General features: G+C 35.6%; 28 protein-coding genes and 3 tRNA genes. 27 read left to right on the plus strand and 4 right to left on the minus strand.

The window, feature by feature from the left end; all coding sequences use genetic code 11:
- Positions 1-21 precede the first annotated feature (21 nt).
- From aspS to ruvB, 8 genes are all read left to right on the plus strand, one after another.
- Entirely contained in the window at positions 22-1788 is a 1767-nt protein-coding gene (gene aspS, locus K7G93_RS01000; RefSeq protein WP_223667956.1) for an aspartate--tRNA ligase, read from the plus strand.
- 138 nt (positions 1789-1926) lie between these two features.
- Positions 1927-2706 carry an RsiV family protein gene (locus K7G93_RS01005; protein WP_226690266.1) on the plus strand — a complete coding sequence of 260 codons (780 nt, stop codon included), beginning with the start codon at positions 1927-1929 and terminating at the stop codon, positions 2704-2706.
- A gap of 12 nt (positions 2707-2718) precedes the next feature.
- On the plus strand, positions 2719-3171 hold the full coding sequence (nudB, locus tag K7G93_RS01010) for a dihydroneopterin triphosphate diphosphatase (protein ID WP_049216414.1): 453 nt from the start codon (positions 2719-2721) through the stop codon (positions 3169-3171).
- Between the two features lie 45 nt (positions 3172-3216).
- Positions 3217-3957 (plus strand): YebC/PmpR family DNA-binding transcriptional regulator, encoded by a 741-nt coding sequence (locus K7G93_RS01015; RefSeq protein WP_049216413.1) that lies wholly within the window; start codon positions 3217-3219, stop codon positions 3955-3957.
- 88 nt (positions 3958-4045) lie between these two features.
- Entirely contained in the window at positions 4046-4471 is a 426-nt protein-coding gene (locus K7G93_RS01020; protein ID WP_226690267.1) for an ACP-like domain-containing protein, read from the plus strand.
- A 73-nt stretch (positions 4472-4544) separates the two neighbouring features.
- A complete protein-coding gene (gene ruvC, locus K7G93_RS01025) occupies positions 4545-5117 on the plus strand; it encodes a crossover junction endodeoxyribonuclease RuvC (RefSeq protein ID WP_115322403.1) in 573 nt (190 codons plus the stop codon).
- Between the two features lie 62 nt (positions 5118-5179).
- Positions 5180-5794, plus strand: coding sequence for a Holliday junction branch migration protein RuvA (gene ruvA / locus K7G93_RS01030; RefSeq protein ID WP_115322404.1), 615 nt, complete (start codon positions 5180-5182; stop codon positions 5792-5794).
- 21 nt (positions 5795-5815) lie between these two features.
- Positions 5816-6814 (plus strand): Holliday junction branch migration DNA helicase RuvB, encoded by a 999-nt coding sequence (gene ruvB / locus K7G93_RS01035; protein WP_226690268.1) that lies wholly within the window; start codon positions 5816-5818, stop codon positions 6812-6814.
- Positions 6815-6880: 66 nt separating this feature from the next.
- Here the strand turns inward: ruvB and K7G93_RS01040 are convergent, their stop codons facing one another.
- A complete protein-coding gene (locus K7G93_RS01040; RefSeq protein ID WP_226690269.1) occupies positions 6881-7210 on the minus strand; it encodes a DUF5339 domain-containing protein in 330 nt (109 codons plus the stop codon).
- Positions 7211-7664: 454 nt separating this feature from the next.
- On the opposite strand from K7G93_RS01040, the gene K7G93_RS01045 reads away from it, so the two are divergent.
- The 18 genes from K7G93_RS01045 (at position 7665) to recC (ending at position 21777) form a co-directional block, all read left to right on the plus strand.
- Positions 7665-9227, plus strand: a complete 1563-nt coding sequence (locus K7G93_RS01045) for a cytochrome ubiquinol oxidase subunit I (RefSeq protein WP_226690270.1) — start codon at positions 7665-7667, stop codon at positions 9225-9227.
- Between the two features lie 14 nt (positions 9228-9241).
- On the plus strand, positions 9242-10378 hold the full coding sequence (cydB, locus tag K7G93_RS01050) for a cytochrome d ubiquinol oxidase subunit II (protein ID WP_049216406.1): 1137 nt from the start codon (positions 9242-9244) through the stop codon (positions 10376-10378).
- Positions 10379-10389: 11 nt separating this feature from the next.
- Positions 10390-10488, plus strand: coding sequence for a cytochrome bd oxidase small subunit, CydX/CbdX family (locus tag K7G93_RS01055; protein ID WP_082303085.1), 99 nt, complete (start codon positions 10390-10392; stop codon positions 10486-10488).
- A 5-nt stretch (positions 10489-10493) separates the two neighbouring features.
- A complete protein-coding gene (gene ybgE / locus K7G93_RS01060; protein ID WP_049216405.1) occupies positions 10494-10781 on the plus strand; it encodes a cyd operon protein YbgE in 288 nt (95 codons plus the stop codon).
- 132 nt (positions 10782-10913) lie between these two features.
- Positions 10914-11318, plus strand: coding sequence for a tol-pal system-associated acyl-CoA thioesterase (gene ybgC / locus K7G93_RS01065; protein WP_049216404.1), 405 nt, complete (start codon positions 10914-10916; stop codon positions 11316-11318).
- A 25-nt stretch (positions 11319-11343) separates the two neighbouring features.
- Positions 11344-12033: a protein TolQ gene (gene tolQ / locus K7G93_RS01070; protein WP_049216403.1), complete on the plus strand. Its 690-nt coding sequence runs from the start codon at positions 11344-11346 to the stop codon at positions 12031-12033.
- A 76-nt stretch (positions 12034-12109) separates the two neighbouring features.
- The gene (tolR, locus tag K7G93_RS01075; protein ID WP_049216402.1) at positions 12110-12532 is read left to right on the plus strand and encodes a colicin uptake protein TolR; all 423 of its coding nucleotides are present in this window, start codon (positions 12110-12112) and stop codon (positions 12530-12532) included.
- A gap of 13 nt (positions 12533-12545) precedes the next feature.
- Complete coding sequence (gene tolA, locus K7G93_RS01080) at positions 12546-13640, plus strand: cell envelope integrity protein TolA (RefSeq protein ID WP_226690271.1); 1095 nt, start codon at positions 12546-12548, stop codon at positions 13638-13640.
- 42 nt (positions 13641-13682) lie between these two features.
- On the plus strand, positions 13683-14978 hold the full coding sequence (tolB, locus tag K7G93_RS01085; protein ID WP_160531350.1) for a Tol-Pal system beta propeller repeat protein TolB: 1296 nt from the start codon (positions 13683-13685) through the stop codon (positions 14976-14978).
- A gap of 20 nt (positions 14979-14998) precedes the next feature.
- Entirely contained in the window at positions 14999-15451 is a 453-nt protein-coding gene (gene pal, locus K7G93_RS01090) for a peptidoglycan-associated lipoprotein Pal (RefSeq protein ID WP_115322408.1), read from the plus strand.
- Between the two features lie 210 nt (positions 15452-15661).
- A tRNA-Lys gene (locus tag K7G93_RS01095) sits at positions 15662-15737 on the plus strand.
- A gap of 42 nt (positions 15738-15779) precedes the next feature.
- Positions 15780-15855, plus strand: a tRNA-Lys gene (locus K7G93_RS01100).
- Positions 15856-15897: 42 nt separating this feature from the next.
- A tRNA-Lys gene (locus K7G93_RS01105) sits at positions 15898-15973 on the plus strand.
- A gap of 183 nt (positions 15974-16156) precedes the next feature.
- Positions 16157-16681 carry a pilus assembly FimT family protein gene (locus K7G93_RS01110; protein WP_226690272.1) on the plus strand — a complete coding sequence of 175 codons (525 nt, stop codon included), beginning with the start codon at positions 16157-16159 and terminating at the stop codon, positions 16679-16681.
- A gap of 4 nt (positions 16682-16685) precedes the next feature.
- On the plus strand, positions 16686-17393 hold the full coding sequence (locus K7G93_RS01115) for a hypothetical protein (RefSeq protein WP_226690273.1): 708 nt from the start codon (positions 16686-16688) through the stop codon (positions 17391-17393).
- Entirely contained in the window at positions 17390-18055 is a 666-nt protein-coding gene (locus K7G93_RS01120; RefSeq protein WP_226690274.1) for a DUF2572 family protein, read from the plus strand. Before K7G93_RS01115 ends, K7G93_RS01120 begins: the two co-directional genes overlap by 4 nt.
- On the plus strand, positions 18036-18326 hold the full coding sequence (locus K7G93_RS01125) for a DUF5374 domain-containing protein (RefSeq protein WP_049216395.1): 291 nt from the start codon (positions 18036-18038) through the stop codon (positions 18324-18326). Before K7G93_RS01120 ends, K7G93_RS01125 begins: the two co-directional genes overlap by 20 nt.
- A gap of 70 nt (positions 18327-18396) precedes the next feature.
- Complete coding sequence (recC, locus tag K7G93_RS01130; protein ID WP_226690275.1) at positions 18397-21777, plus strand: exodeoxyribonuclease V subunit gamma; 3381 nt, start codon at positions 18397-18399, stop codon at positions 21775-21777.
- A 75-nt stretch (positions 21778-21852) separates the two neighbouring features.
- Here recC and rimI read toward each other — a convergent pair whose 3' ends face one another.
- Both rimI and K7G93_RS01140 read right to left on the minus strand, forming a co-directional pair.
- Positions 21853-22293: a ribosomal protein S18-alanine N-acetyltransferase gene (gene rimI / locus K7G93_RS01135; RefSeq protein ID WP_226690276.1), complete on the minus strand. Its 441-nt coding sequence runs from the start codon at positions 22291-22293 to the stop codon at positions 21853-21855.
- Complete coding sequence (locus K7G93_RS01140; protein ID WP_226690277.1) at positions 22293-22703, minus strand: DNA polymerase III subunit psi; 411 nt, start codon at positions 22701-22703, stop codon at positions 22293-22295. The genes rimI and K7G93_RS01140 overlap by 1 nt, the downstream gene beginning before the upstream one ends.
- Before the next feature lie 75 nt (positions 22704-22778).
- Here K7G93_RS01140 and rsmC point away from each other — a divergent pair, with 75 nt between their 5' ends.
- Complete coding sequence (gene rsmC, locus K7G93_RS01145) at positions 22779-23765, plus strand: 16S rRNA (guanine(1207)-N(2))-methyltransferase RsmC (RefSeq protein ID WP_226690278.1); 987 nt, start codon at positions 22779-22781, stop codon at positions 23763-23765.
- Positions 23766-23828: 63 nt separating this feature from the next.
- On the opposite strand, the gene fbpC is transcribed toward rsmC, so the two are convergent.
- Positions 23829-24878, minus strand: coding sequence for a ferric ABC transporter ATP-binding protein (gene fbpC, locus K7G93_RS01150; protein ID WP_226690279.1), 1050 nt, complete (start codon positions 24876-24878; stop codon positions 23829-23831).
- Positions 24879-24896: the final 18 nt, after the last annotated feature.

Here is a 24896-nt window from a genome sequence, read left to right on the forward strand (position 1 = left end):
ATAAGACAAAGGATTTTTGAAATGATGCGTACACATTATTGCGGTAGCTTGAACCGTAGCAATATTGGTCAAGAAGTGACACTAAGTGGCTGGGTTCATCGTCGCCGTGATTTAGGTGGATTAATTTTTATCGATATGCGTGATCGCGAAGGTATTGTACAAGTTTGTTTTGATCCTCAATATCAAGACGCATTAAGTTTGGCCGCAACGTTACGTAATGAATTTTGTATTCAAATTAAAGGGGAAGTGATTGCTCGTCCAGATAACCAGATTAATAAGAATATGGCTACAGGTGAAGTCGAAGTGCTAGCAAAAGCACTTACTGTTTATAATAGTTCAGAGCCATTACCTTTAGACTTTAACCAAAATAATACAGAAGAACAGCGTTTAAAATATCGTTATTTGGATTTGCGCCGACCAGAAATGGCACAGCGTTTAAAAACTCGAGCAAAAATTACCAGTTTTGTTCGCCGATTTATGGATGAGCATGGTTTTTTAGATATTGAGACTCCCATGCTGACTAAAGCAACGCCAGAAGGTGCACGTGATTATTTAGTACCTAGCCGTGTACATAAAGGTAAATTCTATGCTCTCCCTCAATCGCCACAGCTATTTAAACAATTATTAATGATGTCAGGTTTTGATCGTTATTATCAAATTGTAAAATGCTTTAGAGATGAAGATTTACGTGCAGATCGCCAACCTGAATTTACACAAATTGATGTTGAGACTTCTTTTTTAACTGCACCAGAAGTACGTGAAATCATGGAAAAAATGGTGCACGGTTTGTGGTTAGACACAATCGGTGTTGATTTAGGTAAATTCCCTGTGATGACTTTCGCGGAAGCTATGCGTCGTTTTGGTTCAGATAAACCCGATTTACGAAATCCATTAGAGATGGTGGATGTCGCTGATTTATTGAAAGAAGTTGAATTTAAAGTATTTAATGGACCAGCGAATGATCCAAATGGTCGCATTGCTGTGATAAAAGTACCAAATGGCGCATTGATTACGCGTAAACAAATTGATGAATATACTCAATTTGTGAGTATTTATGGTGCAAAAGGATTAGCATGGCTGAAGGTGAATGATTTATCAGCAGGTTTTGAAGGTGTACAAAGTCCGATTGCGAAATTTTTATCTGAAGATGTACTAAATGCAATTCTAGCACGCGTTGAAGCACAAAATGGTGATATTTTATTCTTTGGTGCAGATAGCTATAAAGTCGCAACCGATGCAATGGGGGCATTACGTTTGAAATTAGGACGTGATTTAGGCTTAACCAAACTAGATACATGGCAACCATTGTGGGTCATTGATTTCCCGATGTTTGAACGTGATGATGAAGGTGAATTAACAGCAATGCATCATCCATTTACATCCCCGAAAGATTTTACACCAGAGCAACTAGAAGCTGATCCTATAAGTGCGGTAGCCAATGCTTATGATATGGTGATTAATGGCTATGAAGTAGGTGGTGGATCTGTACGTATTTTTGAACCTAATATGCAACAAGCTGTATTTCGTATTTTAGGGATTAATGAAGAAGAGCAACGTGAGAAATTTGGCTTCTTGCTTGATGCATTAAAATTTGGTACTCCACCACATGCAGGTTTAGCATTCGGCTTAGACCGCTTGACTATGTTGTTAACAGGTACTGAAAATATTCGTGATGTAATCGCTTTTCCGAAAACGACTGCAGCCGCTTGTTTAATGACAGAGGCTCCTAGTTTTGCAAATCCACAAGCACTTAATGAATTAGCAATACAAGTCATTAAGGTAGAGTAAGTTGTTTAAAGTGTGGTCTGTTTTGACCGCACTTTAAAAACGTGTTGTTTTGATAAATAAAATGTCTATGTTTTATTGGCTTTTTGAGGGTTCTTCATTTTAGGTTATTAAAGGGTAAAATAATTTCAGGGATATTTTATGCGTAAAAGTATCTTATTGGTTATCACAGTTTTATTAAGTGCTTGTTTTGATAAATTACCATTTTTTAATACAAGCTCCCCTACTAACCAAGTCGTTGCGATTCAATCTGATTTCCATATTTTAGCGCAACGTCTTCAATGCATTAATGCCAAGGTTGAAGCTGATTTAATTGAAGAACATTGTGCGAGTTTAAGCTTGATCTCACAAAAGACAAATTTAGACTGGTTGAACCAATTCTTAGATAGTCTCACTTTAAGTGTATTAACAGAAACGAAATCATCAGAACAAGGTGTTGAGCAACTAGTACAAAAATGGTTCAATGATGTACTACCTGAATTAGAAATTAATCAAGGATGGGATTATACTCGTGAAATTCATTTTATCGGACAACGAGGGCGTGTAGCGACATTTTCAGTAATAACAAGCTATTATACTGGTGGTGCTCATGGTATCTATGATACGCAATTTTTAAATATTGATTTAATAGGCAAAGTCATTTACCAACTTAAGGATTTACTTGTTTCACCAGACAAACTCAGTGCATTAACTCAATTATTACGCGAGAAAAATATGGCCCGTTTAAATGGGTTAGGTATTACAGCAGATAATATGGAAAATGAACAGCTACAAGCGACTAATAACTTTGTGTTTACTATTAATGGATTAGTTTTTCGCTATCCAGTTTATACCTTAGGTTCCTATGCAGAAGGTGAAATTGATCTGATATTACCTTATTCTCAATTAAAAGGTATTATTAAACCAGAGTTATTACATTAATTAAATTTAAAAATGTATAAAAACCCAAATAGCGTTTTAGTGGCTGTGTATTGTGAATTTACACATCGTGTATTAATGTTACAACGTAAAGATGATCCTTCATTTTGGCAATCTATAACAGGTTCGTTAGAATTAGGTGAATTACCAAGACAAGCTGCAACTAGAGAAGTAAAAGAAGAAATCGGTGTTGATATAGTTGCTGAGGGACTTTCTCTTTTTGATTGTAATGAGTGGATCAAATTTGAAATATTCCCACATTTCCGATATAAATACGCACCTGATATTACACATAGTATCGAGCATTGGTTTTTGTTGGCGTTACCTGATGAGCGAGCACCAGTATTAACAGAGCATATTGCTTTTCAATGGTTATCTATATCTGAGGCGGTTAAATTAACAAAATCATGGAATAATAGCGCATTAATTGAAAAATATTTATCTAAACTAAGTACAAATAATATATGACCAAAAATCCTTGTACTTGTTATAACTTTAAGAAGGAAATTAAAAATGGCAGGCCATAGTAAGTGGGCAAATATAAAACACCGTAAAGCAGCACAAGATGCACAACGCGGGAAAATTTTTACAAAATTAATTCGTGAGTTAGTTACTGCTGCGAAATTAGGTGGTGGCGATGTTGGTGCTAATCCTCGTTTACGTACAGCTGTCGATAAAGCATTATCCAGTAATATGACCCGTGATACAATTAATCGTGCAATTGAACGTGGTGTTGGTGGCGGTGATGATACTAACATGGAAACTAAAATATATGAAGGTTATGGACCAGGTGGCACAGCCGTTATGGTCGAGTGCTTAAGTGATAATGCCAATCGTACTATTTCACAAGTTCGACCAAGTTTTACAAAATGTGGTGGCAATTTAGGTACGGAGGGGTCTGTAGGCTATCTCTTTAGTAAAAAAGGATTGATTTTAATAGATTCTGGTGATGAAGATGTCATTATGGAGGCCGCAATTGAGGCAGGGGCTGACGATATTCAAGCCCAAGAAGATGGTAGTTTTGAAGTTTATACTGCTTGGGAAGAATTAACTAGTGTGCGTGATGCTATTGAAACAGCTGGTGTGAAAGTTACTAATGCTGAAGTGACAATGATTCCATCAACTACGGTTGAGCTAGATGCTGAAACAGCACCCAAATTGTTAAAGCTTATCGATATGTTAGAAGATTGTGATGATGTACAAAATGTATATCATAATGGCGAGATTAGCGATGAAGTTGCTGCTATGTTATAAATTTTGTATTGAATTAGAACTTATTTAATCTAATCTTGTCGAAAGTATGCATAAATTATGCATTCAATTATTCATTTTAGGAGAATTTATGAAATTAACTAAACTTTTGGTAAGCTTAATGGTTGTTAGTGGATTAACAGCTTGCTCTCAAAATATGGGCTCAGATATGAAAATGGCAGAGAAAAAAGCGATGGAAATGAAGGTCTCTGAACCTACTTTTGAAACAGCTGCATATTTTTGTGATGTAAAAGGCAAGAGAAATCAAGTTGTTTCTGTCACTTATGCATTTGTTGATGGGAAAGCTGATAGTGCGACCGTGAGCATTAACCGTAAAGTTGTAGGAGATGAAATGAAGCTTGATAGCGCCTATAAAGATGGCACTCGCTTCGTAGAAGGTAACAAAGTTTGGTCATTAGATGAGGGTTTTACAGCTAAGACAGTAAATACTACAGTACCTGTCATGTTTACTGATAACAACAAAATTTTAGCGAGAAATTGTGATATTGCAAAATAATTAGTATTAATATCGACAAAATAGAGTGGATTTACAGTAAAATGTAAATCCATTTATTTTTTTGGGGAATTGAATGTCAATTATTTTAGGGATTGATCCTGGTTCACGTGTGACAGGCTATGGTGTCATTCGTCAGACAGGAAAACGACTAGAATATCTAGGAAGTGGAGTAATTCGTACTTCAGTACAAGATTTACCAACACGTTTAAAACGTATTTATGTGGGGATAAATGAGATTATTATGCAGTTTCACCCCGAAATATTTGCAATAGAAGAGGTCTTTTTGGCTAAGAATGCTAATTCAGCCTTAAAGTTAGGACAGGCGAGAGGTGCTGCGATTGTTGCAGCTGTTAATCAAGACTTACCAGTATTTGAATATGCTGCTCGTTTAGTTAAACAAACCGTAGTTGGTACGGGATCCGCAGATAAGATCCAAGTTCAGGATATGGTAACTCGTATTTTAAAGCTTTCAGAAACGCCACAAGCTGATGCAGCTGATGCATTAGCGATAGCCATTACACATGCACATTCAACACAGCATTCTTTTCACGTAACAAACTCGATACAAATGACTCAAATTCAAGAAAAAACGAGTACACTAGTGCGAGCTAGATATAGCAGGGGACGGTTTCGTTTAAAAATTTAACTGGATATTCATCCAGTTTTATTTTATGCTATACAGCTAATGTAGTAGGCAATGAGGAAATTATGATTGGTCATTTGACAGGGCATATTGTTGAAAAACAGCCACCTGAAATTTTGCTAGATGTACAAGGCGTTGGATATGAATTGTTATTACCTATGACTAGCTTCTATGATCTACCAGATATAGGGCAACAAGTCGCATTGTTTACACATCTTGTTGTACGTGAGGATGCGCATTTATTATTTGGTTTTTCACAGAAAACAGACCGCACTTTGTTTCGGGAATTGATTAAAACAAATGGTGTTGGACCTAAACTTGCATTAGCGATTTTGTCTGCGATGTCAGTAACTGAGTTTGCTTATGCGATTGAGCGTGAAGAGTTATCTAAACTAGTTAAAATTCCAGGTGTAGGTAAAAAAACGGCTGAGCGCTTGTTAGTTGAATTAAAAGGGAAATTTAAAGGGAATCAACAGAGCGATTTCTTTGTGGAAAGTAAGCATCTTCCAATGACTGAAAAAAGGTATGAAAAAGGTGAAGAGCCAAGTGACGAAGCAGTTTATGCCTTGATAGCTTTAGGGTATAAAGCCTCTGAAGCAGAAAAAATGGTAAAAAAAGTTAATAAACCAGAGCTATCGAGTGAGCAACTCATTCGCGAAGCATTAAAAGCCTCATTATAATAATTAAAATTTGATATAACTATGATTGAAGCAGATCGCATTATTAGCACAACCGCAAAATCAGATGAAGAATATATAGATCGTGCTATCCGCCCTAAATTATTAAATGATTATGTGGGGCAGCCACAAGTGTGTGAGCAGATGGATATTTTTATTCAAGCTGCAAAATTACGCCAAGATGCTCTTGATCATTTGCTGATTTTTGGCCCTCCGGGGTTAGGAAAAACAACCCTGGCGAATATTGTAGCGAATGAGATGGGCGTTAATATTAGAACAACCTCTGGACCAGTATTGGAAAAAGCAGGTGATTTAGCAGCGATGTTAACGAATTTAGAACCACATGATGTATTATTTATTGACGAAATTCATCGCTTGTCACCAGCAATCGAAGAAGTACTTTATCCCGCGATGGAAGATTATCAATTAGATATTATGATTGGTGAAGGACCAGCAGCACGTTCAATTAAGCTTGATCTTCCCCCATTTACATTAATTGGTGCTACAACAAGAGCGGGTTCACTCACTTCGCCATTACGTGACCGTTTTGGTATCGTTCAACGACTAGAGTTTTATTCAGTAGAGGATTTAACTTCTATTGTTTCACGTAGTGCACATTGTTTAAATTTAGATATTGCAGCTAATGCTTCTTATGAAATCGCTCGTCGTTCTCGTGGTACGCCACGTATTGCCAATCGTTTATTAAGGCGTGTACGTGATTTTGCGGATGTACGTAATCAAGGTATGATTTCAGAAGATGTAGCTAAAGCTGCTTTGTTAATGCTGGATGTAGATGATGCAGGATTTGATTATCTCGATAGAAAATTATTAAATGCTGTTATTGAACGGTTTGATGGTGGACCTGTAGGATTGGATAACCTTGCAGCAGCTATTGGTGAAGAGCGAGATACTATTGAGGATGTACTAGAACCTTATTTAATTCAACAAGGATTTTTACAACGGACGCCAAGAGGACGCATCGCGACATCTCGGACATATCGACATTTTGGTGTGGAAAAATAGTAGGATAAATGATATTCAATGTAGTAAAAAAGCTTATTAATTTTTGATTAATAAGCTTTTTCTTATTTATTGTTCTTGTTGTTTTAAATTATTTAATTTTGCTAAAGCAAAATCACAACTTTTAATTTGAGTCGCAAGCTCCATTTCAAGAATTTGCTGCTTACTTTGATTTAATTTACTTTTAATTTTACCTACCTGTTTATGTGTTCCAGGCTGTTTTTCTGCTTCTGCAATAAGATTTTCAGTTTCCTTAAAAAGTTTTTCACATTGCTGTGGCACTGCTGCATTAGAGTTAGTTTTAATTCCTTCTATTTTTGTTGTTGCATAGGAAGGTGATAAAACTAATGCAGTTACCGCAAAAAGTGCGGTCAAAATGATGGAAAATTGTTGTTTCATTATAATTCCTTTGAATTTTTGTTCTAGGGTAATTAAACCGTTTGCCAAAGTAACAAAATCTATAATAGATGTCTAGCCTTTTGTTGTTTTTTTACCCAAACTGTGATTTTTCTCTCACTAGTCGTTGATAAAATGTTAATAAAACTTATAATTTGACTTGTATCAATCAATAGAGTTCTGCTTATTTTGTGTTGTTTTTGATTTAAGTATAAAAATGTGATCAATGTGACATTTTTTATATTTTTTATCCTTATATTTAGTAGTAGAATAGATACCGAAGTTGGGTTACCTATATAATGATGCACTGTCGCTGTAAAAATAATGTCATGTTTTGGTTTTATAGTAATGATTGTGGAGGTAATTCAAGGGATCTACTTAGGGGTTTTCTTTAAGTATTGGGGTGATTACTCTGTAATCATATTGTGAGATCTTGTAGCATTTACAAGGAGCTGAGATGTTGGACGTTGTTGAACTCTCTCGATTGCAGTTTGCATTAACTGCGTTATATCACTTTTTGTTTGTGCCATTAACACTCGGATTATCTTTTATCCTTGTGATTATGGAAACGCTCTATGTAGCCACAGGCAAAGAAATTTACAAAGATATGACTAAGTTCTGGGGTAAGTTATTTGGTATTAACTTTGCTCTTGGTGTGACAACTGGTATTACAATGGAATTCCAGTTTGGTACTAACTGGTCATATTATTCTCATTATGTGGGCGATATTTTTGGTGCGCCTCTTGCTATTGAAGCATTGTTAGCATTCTTCTTAGAGTCAACCTTTGTTGGTTTATTCTTCTTTGGATGGGATAGATTATCAAAAGCTAAGCACTTATTAGCAACATATTGTGTTGCTTTTGGTTCAAACTTATCTGCAATGTGGATCTTGGTTGCTAATGGTTGGATGCAATATCCTGTTGCTTCAGAATTTAATTTTGAAACAATGCGAATGGAAATGACCAGTTTTATGGATTTATGGTTAAATCCAGTTGCACAAAGTAAATTCTTACATACTTTATCTGCAGGCTATGTAAGTGGTGCGATGTTTGTTTTAGGTATTAGTGCATATTATATTTTAAAAGGACGTGATTTAGGTTTCGCAAAACGTTCTTTTTCTATTGCTGCAACATTTGGTTTAATTTCAATTATTTCTGTAATTATTATGGGCGATGAGTCTGGTTATGAAATTGGTCAAACTCAACCAGTGAAATTAGCTGCTATGGAGGGGGAATGGCATACTCAACCAGCACCAGCAGACTGGAATATGATTGTAGTACCAAATCAAGCAGAAAAACGTAATGATTTTGCTATCCAAATTCCTTATGCCGCGGGAATTATTGTTACTCGTTCTTTAGATAAGCAATTTGCAGGTCTTGCTGATTTAGAAGCTTTAAATGTAGAGCGCGTTCGTAATGGTATTCAGGCTTATGACTTATTAATGCAGTTACAAGCACAGAAAAAAGCAGGTCAAGTTAGCGAAGAAACAAAAGCGCAATTTAATGCAGTTTCTAAAGATCTTGGTTTTGGTTTATTACTAAAACGTTATACAGATAAAGTGGTAGATGCAACTGAGGATCAAATTAAACAAGCAGCAGCAGATACAATCCCAAATGTTGGTCCAACATTTTGGTCTTTCCGTGTGATGATGGCTGCTGGCGGATTATTATTACTTCTTATTATTGGTGCATTTGTTCAAAATGTGCGTAAAACAGTAGGAACGAAACCTTGGTTCTTAAAGGCACTTTTATGGGGTATTCCATTACCATGGATTGCAATTGAAAGTGGATGGTTCCTTGCTGAGTATGGTCGTCAACCATGGGCAATCTATGAAGTCTTACCAGTAGGTGTCGCAAATTCTGCATTAACTACAGGCGATCTATGGTTCTCTATTGGTTTAATCTGTGCACTTTACACATTATTCCTTGTAGTTGAAACGTATTTAATGTTCAAATATGGTCGATTAGGACCAAGTTCATTAAAAACAGGTCGCTACTATTATGAGCAGTCATCTAAATAAGCAGGAGCCTGATTATGATTGATTATGAAATTCTACGTTTTGTTTGGTGGATCTTGATCGGTGTATTGCTTATTGGTTTTGCAGTAACTGATGGATTTGATATGGGCGTTCTTAACTTATTGCCTTTTGCAGGTAAGAAAGAAGTTGAGAAACGTATTATGATCAATTCAATTGCACCACATTGGGACGGTAACCAAGTTTGGTTATTAACAGCGGGCGGTGCAATGTTTGCAGCATGGCCGATAGTTTATGCTACCTCATTCTCTGGTTTCTATATCGCTATGATTTTGGTTTTAGCGGCGTTATTTTTCCGCCCTGTTGGCTTAGAATATCGTGCTAAAATTGATAATCCAACTTGGCGCACGCTATGGGACTGGGGCTTATTTATCGGTGGTTTTGTCCCTTCATTAGTATTCGGTGTGGCATTTGGTAACTTATTACAGGGTGTACCATTTGAGTTCAATGAATTATTACAGGTTAAATATACGGGTTCATTCTTCGCATTATTAAATCCATTTGCTTTACTTTGTGGATTAGTCAGCTTATCAATGCTAACAACTCAAGGTGGTGCATGGTTACAAATGAAAACTACGAGTGAATTACGTGAGCGTTCTCGTGTAATTACACAAGTTGGTGCATTCGCAACATTGATTACTTTTGTACTTGCAGGAATTTGGTTGTATTTCAAAGATGGTTTTATTGTGACTTCTGTAATTGACCACAATGCTCAGTCAACACCGTTTGGTAAAACTGTTGCAATCGAGTCAGGTGCTTGGTTCAACAATTATAAAGAAATGCCACTTTTATGGTTTTTCCCTTTGCTTGCTGTTGGTGGTGCAATCTTAAATATCCTAGCATCAAAAGCTAATCGTTCAGGTTTTGCATTCTTGTTTTCATCATTAACAATGGCTGGTATTATTTTAACTGCGGGTATTTCTATGTTCCCATTTGTTATGCCATCTATCAGTCATCCAGAATTAAGCTTGTTAATGTGGGATTCAACGTCAAGTAAATTAACATTAACATTAATGTTAGGTTTTGCTCTTGTGTTTGTTGTTATTTTACTTTCATACACAATTTGGGCATACTGGAAAATGTTTGGCAGACTTGATAGTGAATTTATCGAGCAAAACAAAAACTCATTATACTAAGGAGAAATATCATGTTTTATGTCATTTGGATATTGGGTGTTTTGTTCGCTGTCATGTTAGCTGCGCTAATTACTATCAGTATTGAAAAAACAGGTAAATTTGATGAGTAATCTCGATGATTAATTCACTATATCAAATCTTTAATAAGGGTTCGTTTAGAACCCTTTCATTTATATTGGCAATTTTAATTACATTATGTTTTTTCTTGAATATTCAGGATTTTTCAACAAATTTGCGTAATGCACCTGCTGCTTTAGTTTTATGTAGTATATGGGGGACTGTAATTCTGTGGGTTCATGGCATGGGATTTGAAATGTATTCGATGATTTTGAGGCTAGTTTTTGCTCCACTATTAGGCTATATTGCAGTGATTCTTGCGTTTTATGTAAGTTGGTTAATGTGAAAGGACTTATCTTCAAAATAAAATATTCCATTATGATGCTGATGGGGGCTTGCTTGTTATTCATACAAGCTCTAAAATACGCCACCGATTTATCTCGTGAGAAGATTTTTATAAGCGAAAGGAATACTAATTATGCTGGAAACTGGATTTAATTTTCCTATTCGTGTTTATTATGAAGATACCGATGCTGGTGGTGTAGTGTATCATGCTCGTTATTTACATTTTTTTGAGCGAGCAAGAACAGAATATTTACGCAGTTTAAATTTCTCACAGCAAACCTTATTAAATGAACGACAACTTGCCTTTGTTGTCAAAACAATGAATATTGATTATTGTTTTCCTGCGAGACTAGATGATTTATTAATAGTAGAAACAATAATTACAGGAGTAAAAGGTGCATCAATCTCCTTTATTCAGAAGTTAAAGAAAAATGAACTCATTTTGTGCGAGGCTACTGTAAAAGTAGCCTGTGTTGATCTTGGAAAAATGAAACCAGTGGCTATCCCTATAGTAGTAAAAACAGCCCTGGTACGTTAGCTATGAAACCTTTTTGGAGTATGTAATGACTGCAGATTTGAACTTCTTAGAATTATTTCTAAAAGCGAGTATTGTTGTTCAACTTGTTATTGTAATTTTAATTATTTTTTCTATCATGTCTTGGGCGATTATTATCCAACGTAGTCGTGTTTTAACAAAAGCACTAAAAGATTCAGTTGCATTTGAAGATCGTTTTTGGTCTGGTGAAGACTTAAATCGTTTGTTTGAAGGCTTGGAGAATAGACGTGATGGATTGAGTGGTAGTGAGCAAATTTTTTATGTTGGTTTCAAAGAGTTTTCACGTTTAAAGCAAGCGAATCCTAATGCACCTGAAGCTATTATTCAAGGTAGCTCACGTGCGATGAATTTAGCCATGAACCGTGAAGTAGAAGAGCTAGAAACTCGAGTACCATTTCTAGCTACAGTTGCCTCAATTAGTCCATATATTGGTTTGTTCGGTACAGTATGGGGCATCATGCATGCATTCATGGCATTAAGTGGCGCGAAACAAGCTACTTTACAGATGGTCGCACCAGGTATTGCTGAGGCTCTCATTGCTACGGCAATAGGTTTGTTTGCAGCAATTCCAGCTGTTATGGCTTATAACCGTTTAAGTTTACGTGTGAGTAAACTAGAACAGAATTACGGTAATTTTATTGATGAGTTTACTACTATTCTGCATCGTCAAGCTTTTGGCAAGAATGGTACACATTGATTAAATTATGAAATTTTAGACTGTGCTTTTATATTATTTAAGTGCGGTTGATTTTCAAAAAGTTTTAGGGGTATTGATGTCTTATCGTCGCAAACGCAGAGATGTTAAATCAGAAATTAATATTGTTCCTTTTTTAGATGTGTTATTGGTTCTTTTGCTTATTTTTATGGCAACAGCACCAATTATTAGTCAAAGTGTACAAGTCGAATTACCTGATTCTGTTCAAAGCCAAGAGGTTACTAACGAAGATAAAGTACCTGTGATTTTGGAAGTGTCTGGTGTGGGACAATACACATTATCGATTGGCTCAGAACGCCTAGAAAGCTTAACTGAAGAAATGGTAACTCAACTATCGAAACAAGAGTTTGAAAAAGACAATAATACGTTATTTCTCGTAGGTGGTGCGAAAGATGTACCTTATGAAGAGGTAATAAAAGCGTTGAATTTACTTCATCTTGCAGGCATTAAGTCTGTCGGATTGATGACCAATCCAATTTAATATAGGTAATATTGTGCAAATAAAGCGACAAAATACAGATATCAATGCAATAATGATCTCAATCATTTTGCATATTATCTTGTTTGGTTTGTTAGTGTTAGGTTCGCTCTATCACAAAGTAGAAATTATGGGTGGTGGTGAAGGCGATGGTGAGATCATTGATGTTGTAATGGTTGATACTGGCTCGGCTGCACAAGAATGGGGAAGGCTTCAACAACAGAAGAAAGGTCAAGTGGAACAGCAGAAGACTCAAGATGTTCTGCTTGAGCAGCAACAAGAAATTGAGCATCAGAAAGAGCTTGAAAGACAAAAACAGCTAGAATTAGAAAAACAAAAGGAAGCGGATAGATTAAAAGAGCTAGCTGAAAAAAAGAAAGCTGAGGACAAAGCTAAGCAGGATGCATTAGAAAAACAACGTGAATTAGAAGCTAAAGCCAAAGAAGCTGCCGAGGCTGCAAAACTAAAAGCTGAGGCAGAAGCTAAACGTTTAGCAGCATTAGCAAAACAAGCTGAAGAAGAGTCAAAAGCAAAGGCAGAGAAAGCTAAGGCTGAGGCGGAAGCAAAAGCAAAGGCAGAGAAAGCTAAGGCTGAGGCAGAGGCAAAAGCAAAGGCAGAGAAAGCTAAGGCTGAAGCGGAAGCAAAAGCAAAGGCAGAGAAAGCTAAGGCTGAAGCAGAAGCTAAAGCGAAAGCAGATGCTCAACGGAAAGCTGAACAGGCTGCTCTAGATAACTTTTTAAGTGGAGGTGATATTGGCGGTGGCTCTGCAGTGATTGGTGGCAATACAAACCGTCAAGGCTCACAAGGTAGTGGCGCAGCAAGAGGCGCTGGTGATGGTGGGAAAACTGGCGATCAGTATGCTGGTGTTATCAAGAAAGAAATTCAACGTCGTTTTTTAAAAGAGCCAAGTTTTGCAAATAAAGCGTGTGTTGTCGAAGTTGAGTTTTTACGTGATGGTACGATTGCCAATTATCGACGCGTTTCTGGACCCGATGATATTTGTAATGCTGCACTAAGTGCTGTTGCGCGGACTAAGAAAGTGCCGCCTGCTCCAACAGATGAGATTTATAATAAATATAAAAAAGTACCAGTTGATTTTAAATTAAGGTAAATCGGGTATTTTGTCTAATCTATGATTAATATAGGTGATTTTATGAAATTAATGATGCGTTTTGTCTTATTTTTCCTTTCCTTAGGTGTAATAAGTAGTGTCGCACAAGCAGAAGTCCGTATTGTGATTGATGAGGGGGTAGATAGCGCTAGACCAATTGCAGTAGTGCCGTTTAAGTGGAATGGTCCTGGTTCTGCTCCCGCAGATATCGCTGATATTATTGCAGCTGATTTACGTAATAGCGGAAAATTTAATCCTATTACAGTTAATAGAATGCCTCAGCAGCCAACTTCAGTATCAGAAGTGAATCCTGAAGCTTGGGCTTCACTAGGTATTGATGCTGTTGTGGTTGGACAAGTAACGCCCGCAAATGGCAGCTTTAATATTGCATATCAATTGGTTGATACAATTGGTGCAACAGGTATAGCGGGTTCTGTATTAAGTCAAAATCAATATACAGTTACAACTAAATGGCTACGTTATGGTGCGCATACAGTAAGTGATGAGGTATTTGAAAAGTTAACGGGTATTAAAGGGGCATTTAGAACACGTATTGCTTATATTGTACAAAAACATGGTGGTTCTCAACCTTATGAAGTACGAGTTTCTGATTACGATGGCTTCAACCAATTTGTAGTAAATCGTAGCTCACAGCCTTTGATGTCGCCAGCATGGTCACATGATGGTAAAAAGTTAGCTTATGTGTCTTTTGAAAATCGTAAGTCACAATTAGTTGTACAGGACTTAGGTTCTGGTGCGCGTAAAGTAGTTGCATCTTTTAAAGGGCACAATGGTGCACCTGCATTTTCACCTGATGGTTCAAGATTAGCGTTTGCATCATCACAAGATGGTGTATTAAATATTTATGTAATGAATTTAGGTAGTGGACAAGTTTCTCAGTTGACTAGAGGTACAGGTAATAATACAGAACCTTCTTGGTCGCCTGATGGACAAACAATTTTGTTCACATCTGATAGAAGCGGTTCACCGCAAGTTTATCAAATGAGTGCTACGGGTGGTGGCACATCATTAGTGAGCTCTGGTGGTCGCAGTTATAGTGGGCAAATTACTGCCGATGGTAGCGCTATGATCATGATTAGTGGTGATAATATTGTGAAGAAGGATTTATCTTCAGGTTCAATAGAAATATTGAGTTCTACTTTCCTTGATGAAAGTCCGAGTATTTCGCCAAATGGTATTATGATCATTTACAGTTCTACCCAAGGGCTAGGAAAAGTGCTACAATTGGTATCCGCTGATGGTCGTTTTAAAGCACGGTTACCAGGAAATGATGGACAAGTTAAATTCCCTGCTTGGTCACCATATTTAACTAAATAAAAAACTCTGAGGAGAAAACAATGAAAAAATTAACTAAAGTATTATTAGTTGCTGGTTCTGTTGCTATGTTAGCTGCTTGTGGCTCATCTAAAAAAGATGAAAGCGCAGGTCAAATGTTCGGTGGCTATTCAGTACAAGATTTACAACAACGTTATAATACGGTTTATTTCGGTTTTGATAAATATAATATCGAAGGCGAATATGTTCAGATCTTAGATGCTCATGCGGCATTTTTAAATGCAACTCCAGCAACTAAAGTTGTTGTTGAAGGAAACACAGATGAGCGTGGTACGCCAGAGTATAATATTGCATTAGGTCAACGTCGTGCTGATGCAGTACATAGCTATTTATCATCTAAAGGTGTTCAAGCTGGCCAAGTTTCAACAGTATCTTATGGTGAAGAGAAGCCAGCTGTGTTAGGTCATGATGAAGCAGCATATTCTAAAAATCGTCGTGCAGTGTTAGCATACTAATCCTGATATTCTCGTTTACTAATAGGGGCTGGTTTAAGCCCCTATTTTTTATCATATATTTTTTATTGATTATTGAATTGCCAATAAAATATAGCTGAGTTCTTCTTTTTTGTTGGTTATTCACACAAACGAATAAAAAAATGAAAATTTTTATTGATTATTGAAATAAAATCAGTATTATAAGCCTCCGTTACGCAGTAATATGTAATTGGGTCGTTAGCTCAGTCGGTAGAGCAGCGGACTTTTAATCCGTTGGTCGAAGGTTCGAATCCTTCACGACCCACCACTTAAATTATTCGTAATAAATCCCCAGCAGTAAAATGCAAATGGGTCGTTAGCTCAGTCGGTAGAGCAGCGGACTTTTAATCCGTTGGTCGAAGGTTCGAATCCTTCACGACCCACCACTTAAATTATTCGTAATAAATCCCCAGCAGTAAAATGCAAATGGGTCGTTAGCTCAGTCGGTAGAGCAGCGGACTTTTAATCCGTTGGTCGAAGGTTCGAATCCTTCACGACCCACCACTTAATATTTCTCTTCATCTATTTTGTTATTCTTCATTTATTCTAATATCTTTCATGTTTTCAACATATTTTATTAGTTTTTTCGTCGGTATAGTTTATTTTTGCGATCCACATTCCAATATCGTACTAGTTTTTTTCATCATAACTACGACAAAAACTAAAGTAAGTTAAAAAAGAGGAAATATGAAGAAAGGCTTTACTTTATTAGAAATGTTAGTCGTTTTATTTTTATTAAGTAGTGTTTTAGTTATTACTTTACCTAAGTGGCGCTATCTGTATGATGAGCACCGCTTTGACCAAGAGTTGAATAAATTATATGCATTTTTACGTCTGGCACAGTCACGTGTGGCGAACTCACAAGAAGTTTGGTTATTAGTGGCTAATCGTGATTTAGCTCACAAGCGTTGGTGTCTAAGCGTGCAAAGAAAATTTGAACGTATTTGTGATTGTTTAGATTCAAAGTCCTGTTCACAAAATGCCTTGGCATTGTTTTATTATCCTCAATTTGCTGATCGAATTATGTTAATCAGTAAATTTTATTATCCGAGGGAAATGAGTCGTTTAAGTGGAATTAGAGATACATTGGAAACAACTTGTTTTGTTTTGCAAATGGGGAATCAAAGAAGAGTATTCTCGTTATTCAATGTAGGGAGTATTAAGCTAAAAATGCATCAATCGCTAAGTGCCTGTGAAAATAAGGGGAACTAATATAATGTTATATCGTGGTTACACATTATTTAGTTTACTTTTATCTTTATCACTTTCTTCATTTTTATTATTAATATTTATTTCTTTTTATGTACATAGTCAACGTCAGAATCAGCCTCTTTTTTTACAGTTACAGCTGCAATCAGAGTTACAACATGTAGCTAGGCTAATCGCTAAAGATATTCGGAGAGCTGGATTTCGTGCTTTTTCTACTAAAATACAACAAACAAATTTTTCATTATTTGAACAAGAGCAGAGCAGTTTACAGTTATTTTCAATAAATGGAGCAAATAAACAAGATTGTGTTTTGTTTTTTTATGATCTAGATGCTAATGGATGTTTAGGCGGTAAATTTAAAGGTAACAGCTGTGTGGTTGATGGTCGTAATAATACTGCTCATCTTGAGCGAGAACTATTTGGTTATCGCTTAAACAAAGGGATGGTTGAAACCCGTCTTACTTATAAAAATGCAGTTAATTCTCGTTGTAAACTAGAAGAGTGTCAGACTTTATTACAAAAGCATGCTTGTACTAAAGGTGGCTGGGTAGATTTATTAGATAAACAAGAATATGTTATTGATCAATTGCAGTTTAGTTGGTTATCTGATAAGCGAGGGATAGAAGTATTTTTAGCTGGTTATAGGCGATCTAAACCAACAATTTTTTATGAAACTTCTGTTGTTGTTCCATTATTGAATAATCATTCATCATGAAAGCTCAATCAGGTATCGTGACATTAAGTATACTGCTATTGTTGAGTGGTATATTAATCATGTTTTTATTTGTTAATGAAGATTTATTACGATTATATTTAATTCAAACGCAACAATATAAATATTACATCAAACAAAGTCTTAATTTACAAATAGATAGTTCTCGGGAAAAGTATAATTTATGTAAAAATTTGCCATTAAATTTCAATAAAAATGCGCATAAATTAGAGTTTGTTAGTCCATCTTTAGAAGATGAATACGCACAATATGTTTGGTGTTCTCGTTTATCTTTATTCAAGGCTGTACCACACTCTGCTTTGAATGAGCAGAAATTTGATTATTTTATCCAGAGTGAAAATATACCTATTTTTTCCGCTCATTTTTCATCTAATCATTTAAATATCTCACAATTTTATTGGTTTACTGCAAAACAAAATGAATGGGAGTTATCAGGAAATAAAAATGCAGTTGTTATTGCAGAAGGGGATTTACATATAAAAGGTAAGGGAAAAATTACAGGTACGGTAATTACGGCTGGCAAGCTGACACTTGATCCGATGATACAAGTGAGTTATAGAAAAACAACAGTAGAATATTGGCAAACTCAATTGAGTCATTGGCGTTTAGTAGAAAAAAGTTGGCATGATTTTAAAGCATTATAAAGGGATGACTCTTTTATCATTATTAGTCACTTTGAGTATTTTTAGTGTGATTTTCCTTTCAATTAATCAATGGTTGGCAATGCAACGTCAATGTATGAATAGAATTTACCATGAAACACAAGTGATACAAATTGCTGAAAATCAAAAGCAACGTCAGTTTTTGGGGCTAGATTGTGAAAAACAAACTAAACAGAATAGTGTGCTGTTCCAGATTAAATGTACATCAGGAAAAATAACAGTAAGTTCTCCTTTTGCTCAAATAACCTTGTAAAAAACCTTGCGATACAATTTAAACTGGTGAAGAATAACTAAATTAGTCATTTATCCGAATAAGGCTTCCTGTGTTTAATATTTACTATTCGAATGATCTTGATGTACAAAAAAATATTCTATTGAGTTTAATGGAAGAAAAGTTAGGGGATCCTTTTCAATCAGAAACTATTTTAGTGCAAAGTCCAGGTATGGCTCAGTGGTTACAGTGGAAAATTGCTGAGCAAAAAGGAATTGCTGCTAATATTAATTTTCCTATGCCTGCAAGCTTTATTTGGCGACAATATGTAGATAATTTGCCTGATGTAGATAGTCAAACTGCATTTCACAAAGCATCAATGACATGGCGCTTAATGCGTTTAATTCCAACTTATTTAACTCAAGCTGAGTTTGAGCCATTACGTCATTATGTATCTTCTTCAACGCAAACTGAGCAACAAAAATTATACCAAGTCGCACACAAAATTGCTGATTTATTTGACCAATATTTAGTTTATCGTCCTGATTGGATTAGACACTGGGAAAATGAGGAAGAACTAGAGGTTATCAAGCAATTTAGACTGCTTTCTACGTCTAAAAATAAAGCAATTTTTAAACAACTTGAAAAAGATATTACTTGGCAAGCTATTTTATGGCGAGCTTTAGTTATGGATATTCAAAAGCAGAGTGAAAGTAACTTTCCTCTTCATCGTGCTAATTTACAAAGTCAATTTTTGCAATTTTTACAGAAAAATCAGCTGGTAAATTTACCTGACCGCATTTTTGTTTTTGGTATTTCTGCTTTGCCTAAAGGTTATTTAGATACTTTATATGCGATAAGTCAACATTGTACAGTACATTTATTCTTTACTAATGGTTGTCGAGAGTATTGGGGAGATTTAATTGATACTCGTTTTATGCAAAATTTAGCCCAATTACAACGTGTATCTTACTCTCTTAATCGGGTTAAACCTGTATTGCCTCCAGAGTGTGAATCTGCATTTGAAGTGAGTTATGAAAATGAAAAATTGCTAGAAGGACACCCGTTACTTTCAAGTTGGGGAAAGCTAGGACGTGATTTTTTATATTTATTAACTGAATTAGAACAGAATGATAATGTCCGTAGTATTGAAGCATATACCGAGCTCTCATCTCCCACTTTATTATCGCAAGTTCAAGCACGCATCCTCCATTTAGATGGACATACTCGATTAAATTTAACAGAAAATGACCGCACTTTAACTTTTCATTCTTGCCATAGTGCGATGCGTGAAGTTGAGGTATTACAAGATTATTTACTGCATTTACTCCAACTGAATCCAGAATTAACGCCTAAAGACATTGTTGTTATGGTGGCTGATATTGATAAATATACTCCTTACATTCAGGCAGTATTTGGGCAGCAATATAATGAAAGTAATGCAGCTATTCCATTTTCAATTTCAGATAATAAGTTATCAGAAAGTGATGTGTTAATCGCCAATTTTATTCATTTGTTAAATATTAAGGAAAGTCAGTTTAGCGCTGAAGAAATACTCGCTTTATTAGATGTCCCTGCAATTCGTGCTAAATTTAATATTGAGTTATCTGATTTAGAACAAATTCGACACTGGGTTATAAATTCTGGCATTCGTTTTGGTTTAGAAAAACATAATGGTGAGCAACAGAAAAATTACAATGCATGGCAAGCTGGTTTAGAAAGGATGATTTTAGGTTACGCCATGCGTGAAGAGAATGGTCTCTGGCAAGATAACCTTGGTTTTGATAGTAGTTATGGTTTACAAGGTCAATTGACTGGTCGTTTAGCTGAGTTCGTAGATGTTTTAGTGCAATGGACACATTGTATTCAAATAGCACAGCCTATTGAGCAATGGCATAAGAGTTTGAATCATCTTCTATCTGATTTTTTTGAGAGAAATGAAAGTAATATATCGACTTTACTTTATATTCAACAGCAGATTGACCAGCTTGTTGAAGAGGTTCAAAAAACTGATTTTGAAGAAGCAATCAGTATAGATGTTATCGCAGAAGCATTGGGTACACTTTTAGAAAATGATCCTAATACTATGCGTTTTTTAGCAGGTAAAGTGAATTTTTGTACTTTATTACCTATGCGCTCTATCCCTTTCAAAGTTGTTTGCTTATTAGGGATGAATGATGGGGAATATCCTCGTCAGCAAACACCAAATAGCTTTGATTTAATGCAATATGATCGTCGTAAAGGAGATCGTTTTCGTCGTGATGATGATTGTTATTTATTTCTTGAAGCATTGCTATCGGCACAGGATTATTTTTATGTGAGTTTTATTGGGCGATCAATTATTGATAATCAAGAAAAACAGCCCTCTGTTTTAGTGAGCCAGTTGCTTGATTATTTAGCTGATAAGTTATTTTCAGAAAATGAGGTGGATTGGAAATCAGTTTTAATCAGCCAACATCCGATGACTGCTTTTAGCCCTAAAAACTTTAAATCGCCAAATCCATCTTTTGCAAAACAGTGGCTACCTCTTGCGATACCACAGAAAAATAGAGTAGATGAAGATTTTATACAGCCTATTTCTCATAGCCTAATAGAAGAGGAGTTAGAGATTAACTTATCTGATTTGATTGCTTTTGTACAACATCCCGTAGAATTTTTCTTCAAACGCCGTTTGGGTGTACATTTCGCTCAACAAGAGGATGTTATTGCTGAGAGTGAAAATTTTACTTTAGATGGTTTAACTAAATATCGTATTAATGAAGCACTCTTGAACTATCCTGATCAGGAAATTGAGTCTTTCTTTACTCAGTTAAAAATTAAAGGTATTTTACCGCGAGGCGAGTTTGCTCAAATTTATGAGTATCAACACGAAGAAGATATTCGACTTTTAAAAGACACGATTGCGATTTATTTATCACAAGAGCAGCAAGTATTACCATTTGATATTGTGTTATCCATTAACCAGAGAAAAGTTCGTTTAATCGGTAATATAGATCGAATATATGATAATCATCGTGTGACTTGGCATGTAGGAAGTATCAAAGATAAACATTTAATTGAGGCATGGATTTATTATCTTGCACAATGTGTCGTGGCTGAGGATAAAGAAGTTGTTCCTCCTATTTGTTATGGTAAAGATGAGCAGAAATCATTTAAGCCTTTAATAGCAAATGCTTCAATGAGTATCAGTGCACAGGCATTAAATCAATTACAAATTTATATAGAGAGTTATATAAAAGGTTATCAACAGTTACAACTTGTCCCAACAGTGAATCTTAAAAGTTATTTAAAGCTTATTAATGATGAAAGTGCGGTCGATTTTGAGAAAGTTTTAACTATGTTGTGTAAAATTGGTGAAGGGGATGAGTATGTACAGGGGGATGTTTATTGGAAACGTGTACTAACACAACAACGATTTAGTGATACTTTCTTAAAAGAAATTAATCAACGTACTCAAGATTGGTTTCAGTGTATGCTTGAGCATCTAGTTTAGTTATGACTATACTTGCCATAATACTTTATGAATTACGAATATTGTGGCAAATATTTTTATTCTCTCTCTAATTATTTATAGATATAGAGCCATCACAATTGCATTTTCACGTTTGCCATCGGTAGTAGGGTAATAATTTTTACGTATATCTACTTCATTAAAACCAAATTTTTCGTATAAGGCTTTAGCTGCTAGATTAGATTCTCTTACTTCAAGCCATAATGTTGAAATGTGTTTGTCTTTTAGTTGCGTGATTAACTCATTTAATAGATGTTTGCCGAAACCTTGTCCTTGAAATTTTGGATCAACAGCAATATTAAACAATGTTGCCTCATCCAATATTGTTTGGCAGATTACAAATGCAACGATTTGCTCATTACTCATTAACTTTAAATTAAGATAACGCTCACCTTGATTATTTTTTAAGATGCCTATTGACCAAGGCACAATATGTGCAGCTTGTTCAATAGTAAAGAGGTGATTAAAGTCAGATTCAACGATCGGTGAAATTTGCATTACGTACTCGCTTGAATTTGTTGCCATAGTTGACGTTTTGCTTGATTACTTTGTTTGAATTTGTGCCAAGTCGGTGACCGCCAAATAGCGCTAGCTGATTGACAGTAAGGTAAAGTGCGGTCGATTTTTTCAGAATTATCACTTAATAACCAGTAAGTGGCATGATGTGTTGTTTTTAGATGTTGTACTTGCTCAAAACTAATGAATAAGCAGTGGCTCTCATTAAGCTCTAAACTGCGTAGTATATCTGCTAAAAGCATATTATCTTGTTTAGAATCCGCTTCTGTAATGACAATTAAACGAATATTTTCATCTACATGAATATTGACAACTCCTCTTAATCGTTCTGGATGCTGTAATTGCCATTTGATTATTCCCATTTCTTGTAATAGAAGATCTCGTCTAGTCATGCTATTTCTTCATTGCGATTCATTTTTCCTTTATAATGCGTTCAATTTTAACTAATAACTGATAGGATTAACAGAGTGATTTCTCTTGAGAGCCAAGTTCTACAACGCCACCTTACATTTTTTGATAATAAGTCAGTACTTTTTGCTGGTGGAATAAGTGATGATTTCCCCCAACAAATTAATGCGAAATCAGTCAAAATATGGAGCTGGTATTTCGACTATACTAAGACACAACATACTGTGGATTTTTGCCTAGAAATAGATACTCAAGCGGATTTAGTCATTTTTTATTGGACTAAAAATAAGCAAGAAGCACAGTTTCAGTTGATGCAATTACTCGCTAATGCATCAGTTGGACAAGAAATACTGATTATCGGTGAAAATCGTTGTGGCGTGCGTTCAGTAGAAAAAATACTAGCGCCTTATGGTGAGATTGCTAAAATTGATTCTGCTCGCCGTTGTGGGTTATATCATTTTTGTTTAAAACATTCTGTGAATTTTATTTTTGAAAAATATTGGAAAACGTATCAACATATGAAGTTAAATGGGCTAACTATTTATAGTCTACCTGGTGTTTTTAGTGCAAATGAGCTTGATGTTGGTACAGATTTATTATTGTCTACTCTTGAGCAAACAATTCGTGGTGATGTATTAGATATGGGATGTGGTGCAGGAGTGATTGGTGCTTATATTAAACAGCACAATCCTAAAGTACACATTACGATGACAGATATACATGCAACGGCGCTTGCTTCAGCTAAACGTACTTTAGTAGAGAATAAGCTAGAAGGCGAAGTGGTCGCAAGTGATATATTTTCTCATATCACAGGAAAATTTGATCTTATTATTTCAAATCCACCTTTCCATGATGGCATTGATACGGCTTATCGAGTAGTAACTGAATTAATTGGGCAAGCAAAATGGCATTTGAAACAAGGTGGAGAGTTACGTATTGTAGCAAATGCATTTCTTCCTTATCCCGATTTATTAGATCAACATTTTGGTTCTCATCAAGTATTAGCAAAAACTAATAAATTTAAAGTATATTCAGTAACATATTAAATTATTTTGAATATTGAAAATAAAAAAGCAGATCATTGATCTGCTTTTTTGCTAGAAAGCAATTTACTCCTGTTTCAGTAAAAAGACACCATGTTCTGCTAAATGAACATAGGCTTCGGTTAATTCAGGATTAAATTGCTCAGGGTTTGTATTGATCAATAAATCTTGTCCGCCCCAAGTAGCAACAATTTCCCAATGATTACCCATATAAACAGCGCTTTTGATTATGCAGCGTTGTGCTTCTTCACCTGTTTGTTTTAGTGTGATTGCTTCTGGGCGCACACCAGCAAGACAAGGACCATCAGACAGCCCAAATTGTGAAGCTGTTGCTAGCGTGAATTGGTAGCCATTTACTGTGACTTGATCCTGTTGAACAGACCCATTGAAGATACTTGATTCACCCATAAAGTTAGCGAGGAACAATGAATTTGGGCGTAAATATAATTCTTTTGCAGGTGCTTTTTGCATAATTTTCCCTTTATGCATCACGATAACTTCATCAGAAACAGCAAATGCTTCAGTTTGATCATGAGTAACATAAAGTGAAGTGATGCCTAAGCGTTGTTGTAACTCACGAATTTTTTCGCGCATTGAACGGCGTAAATTTGCATCAAGGTTACTTAACGGTTCATCAAAAAGCAGTACTTTTGGTTTCAGAACAAGTGCACGAGCAAGGGCAACACGCTGTTGCTGACCTCCTGAGATTTGGTCAACATAGCGATCTTCAAAGCCAGCAAGATCAACGAGTTCAAGTGCTTCTTTAACACGCTGTGTACGTTCTTCTTTGCTTACACCTTGCATTTTTAAACCATAGCCAACGTTATCTCCAATGGACATATGTGGAAACAAGGCATAAGACTGGAACACAATACAAATATCACGATTTTGAATTGATGATTTAGTGACATCTTCACCATCAATAAAAATCTGTCCTGAGGTTGGGCTTTCTAAACCTGCGACTAAACGTAATACAGTTGTTTTACCACAACCTGATGGTCCTAATAATGTGACCATCGTACCACGTTTGATATTCAAGTTTAAGTCATCAATAACGACGGCTTTACCAAAAGCTTTTGTGATGTTTTTTAATACTAAGAAATCATTATTACTCATAGTTTACTACCTATAAAA

Origin of the sequence: Pasteurella canis, from assembly GCF_020810675.1 — a bacterium.
Lineage (GTDB): Bacteria > Pseudomonadota > Gammaproteobacteria > Enterobacterales > Pasteurellaceae > Pasteurella > Pasteurella canis.

Bases quoted from the DNA above. Each gene is read 5' to 3' on its own strand.
- ruvC (WP_115322403.1), top strand. From the start codon at position 4,545: ATGTCAATTATTTTAGGGATTGATCCTGGTTCACGTGTGACAGGCTAT.
- K7G93_RS01045 (WP_226690270.1), top strand. From the start codon at position 7,665: ATGTTGGACGTTGTTGAACTCTCTCGATTGCAGTTTGCATTAACTGCG.
- ruvA (WP_115322404.1), top strand. From the start codon at position 5,180: ATGATTGGTCATTTGACAGGGCATATTGTTGAAAAACAGCCACCTGAA.
- ruvB (WP_226690268.1), top strand. From the start codon at position 5,816: ATGATTGAAGCAGATCGCATTATTAGCACAACCGCAAAATCAGATGAA.
- K7G93_RS01055 (WP_082303085.1), top strand. From the start codon at position 10,390: ATGTTTTATGTCATTTGGATATTGGGTGTTTTGTTCGCTGTCATGTTA.
- ybgE (WP_049216405.1), top strand. From the start codon at position 10,494: ATGATTAATTCACTATATCAAATCTTTAATAAGGGTTCGTTTAGAACC.
- K7G93_RS01005 (WP_226690266.1), top strand. From the start codon at position 1,927: ATGCGTAAAAGTATCTTATTGGTTATCACAGTTTTATTAAGTGCTTGT.
- K7G93_RS01115 (WP_226690273.1), top strand. From the start codon at position 16,686: ATGTTATATCGTGGTTACACATTATTTAGTTTACTTTTATCTTTATCA.
- fbpC (WP_226690279.1), bottom strand. From the start codon at position 24,878: ATGAGTAATAATGATTTCTTAGTATTAAAAAACATCACAAAAGCTTTT.
- K7G93_RS01015 (WP_049216413.1), top strand. From the start codon at position 3,217: ATGGCAGGCCATAGTAAGTGGGCAAATATAAAACACCGTAAAGCAGCA.
- K7G93_RS01125 (WP_049216395.1), top strand. From the start codon at position 18,036: ATGATTTTAAAGCATTATAAAGGGATGACTCTTTTATCATTATTAGTC.
- K7G93_RS01040 (WP_226690269.1), bottom strand. From the start codon at position 7,210: ATGAAACAACAATTTTCCATCATTTTGACCGCACTTTTTGCGGTAACT.
- K7G93_RS01110 (WP_226690272.1), top strand. From the start codon at position 16,157: ATGAAGAAAGGCTTTACTTTATTAGAAATGTTAGTCGTTTTATTTTTA.
- rimI (WP_226690276.1), bottom strand. From the start codon at position 22,293: ATGCAAATTTCACCGATCGTTGAATCTGACTTTAATCACCTCTTTACT.
- cydB (WP_049216406.1), top strand. From the start codon at position 9,242: ATGATTGATTATGAAATTCTACGTTTTGTTTGGTGGATCTTGATCGGT.
- K7G93_RS01020 (WP_226690267.1), top strand. From the start codon at position 4,046: ATGAAATTAACTAAACTTTTGGTAAGCTTAATGGTTGTTAGTGGATTA.
- K7G93_RS01140 (WP_226690277.1), bottom strand. From the start codon at position 22,703: ATGACTAGACGAGATCTTCTATTACAAGAAATGGGAATAATCAAATGG.
- tolR (WP_049216402.1), top strand. From the start codon at position 12,110: ATGTCTTATCGTCGCAAACGCAGAGATGTTAAATCAGAAATTAATATT.
- K7G93_RS01120 (WP_226690274.1), top strand. From the start codon at position 17,390: ATGAAAGCTCAATCAGGTATCGTGACATTAAGTATACTGCTATTGTTG.
- tolQ (WP_049216403.1), top strand. From the start codon at position 11,344: ATGACTGCAGATTTGAACTTCTTAGAATTATTTCTAAAAGCGAGTATT.
- tolB (WP_160531350.1), top strand. From the start codon at position 13,683: ATGAAATTAATGATGCGTTTTGTCTTATTTTTCCTTTCCTTAGGTGTA.
- pal (WP_115322408.1), top strand. From the start codon at position 14,999: ATGAAAAAATTAACTAAAGTATTATTAGTTGCTGGTTCTGTTGCTATG.
- nudB (WP_049216414.1), top strand. From the start codon at position 2,719: ATGTATAAAAACCCAAATAGCGTTTTAGTGGCTGTGTATTGTGAATTT.
- aspS (WP_223667956.1), top strand. From the start codon at position 22: ATGATGCGTACACATTATTGCGGTAGCTTGAACCGTAGCAATATTGGT.
- ybgC (WP_049216404.1), top strand. From the start codon at position 10,914: ATGCTGGAAACTGGATTTAATTTTCCTATTCGTGTTTATTATGAAGAT.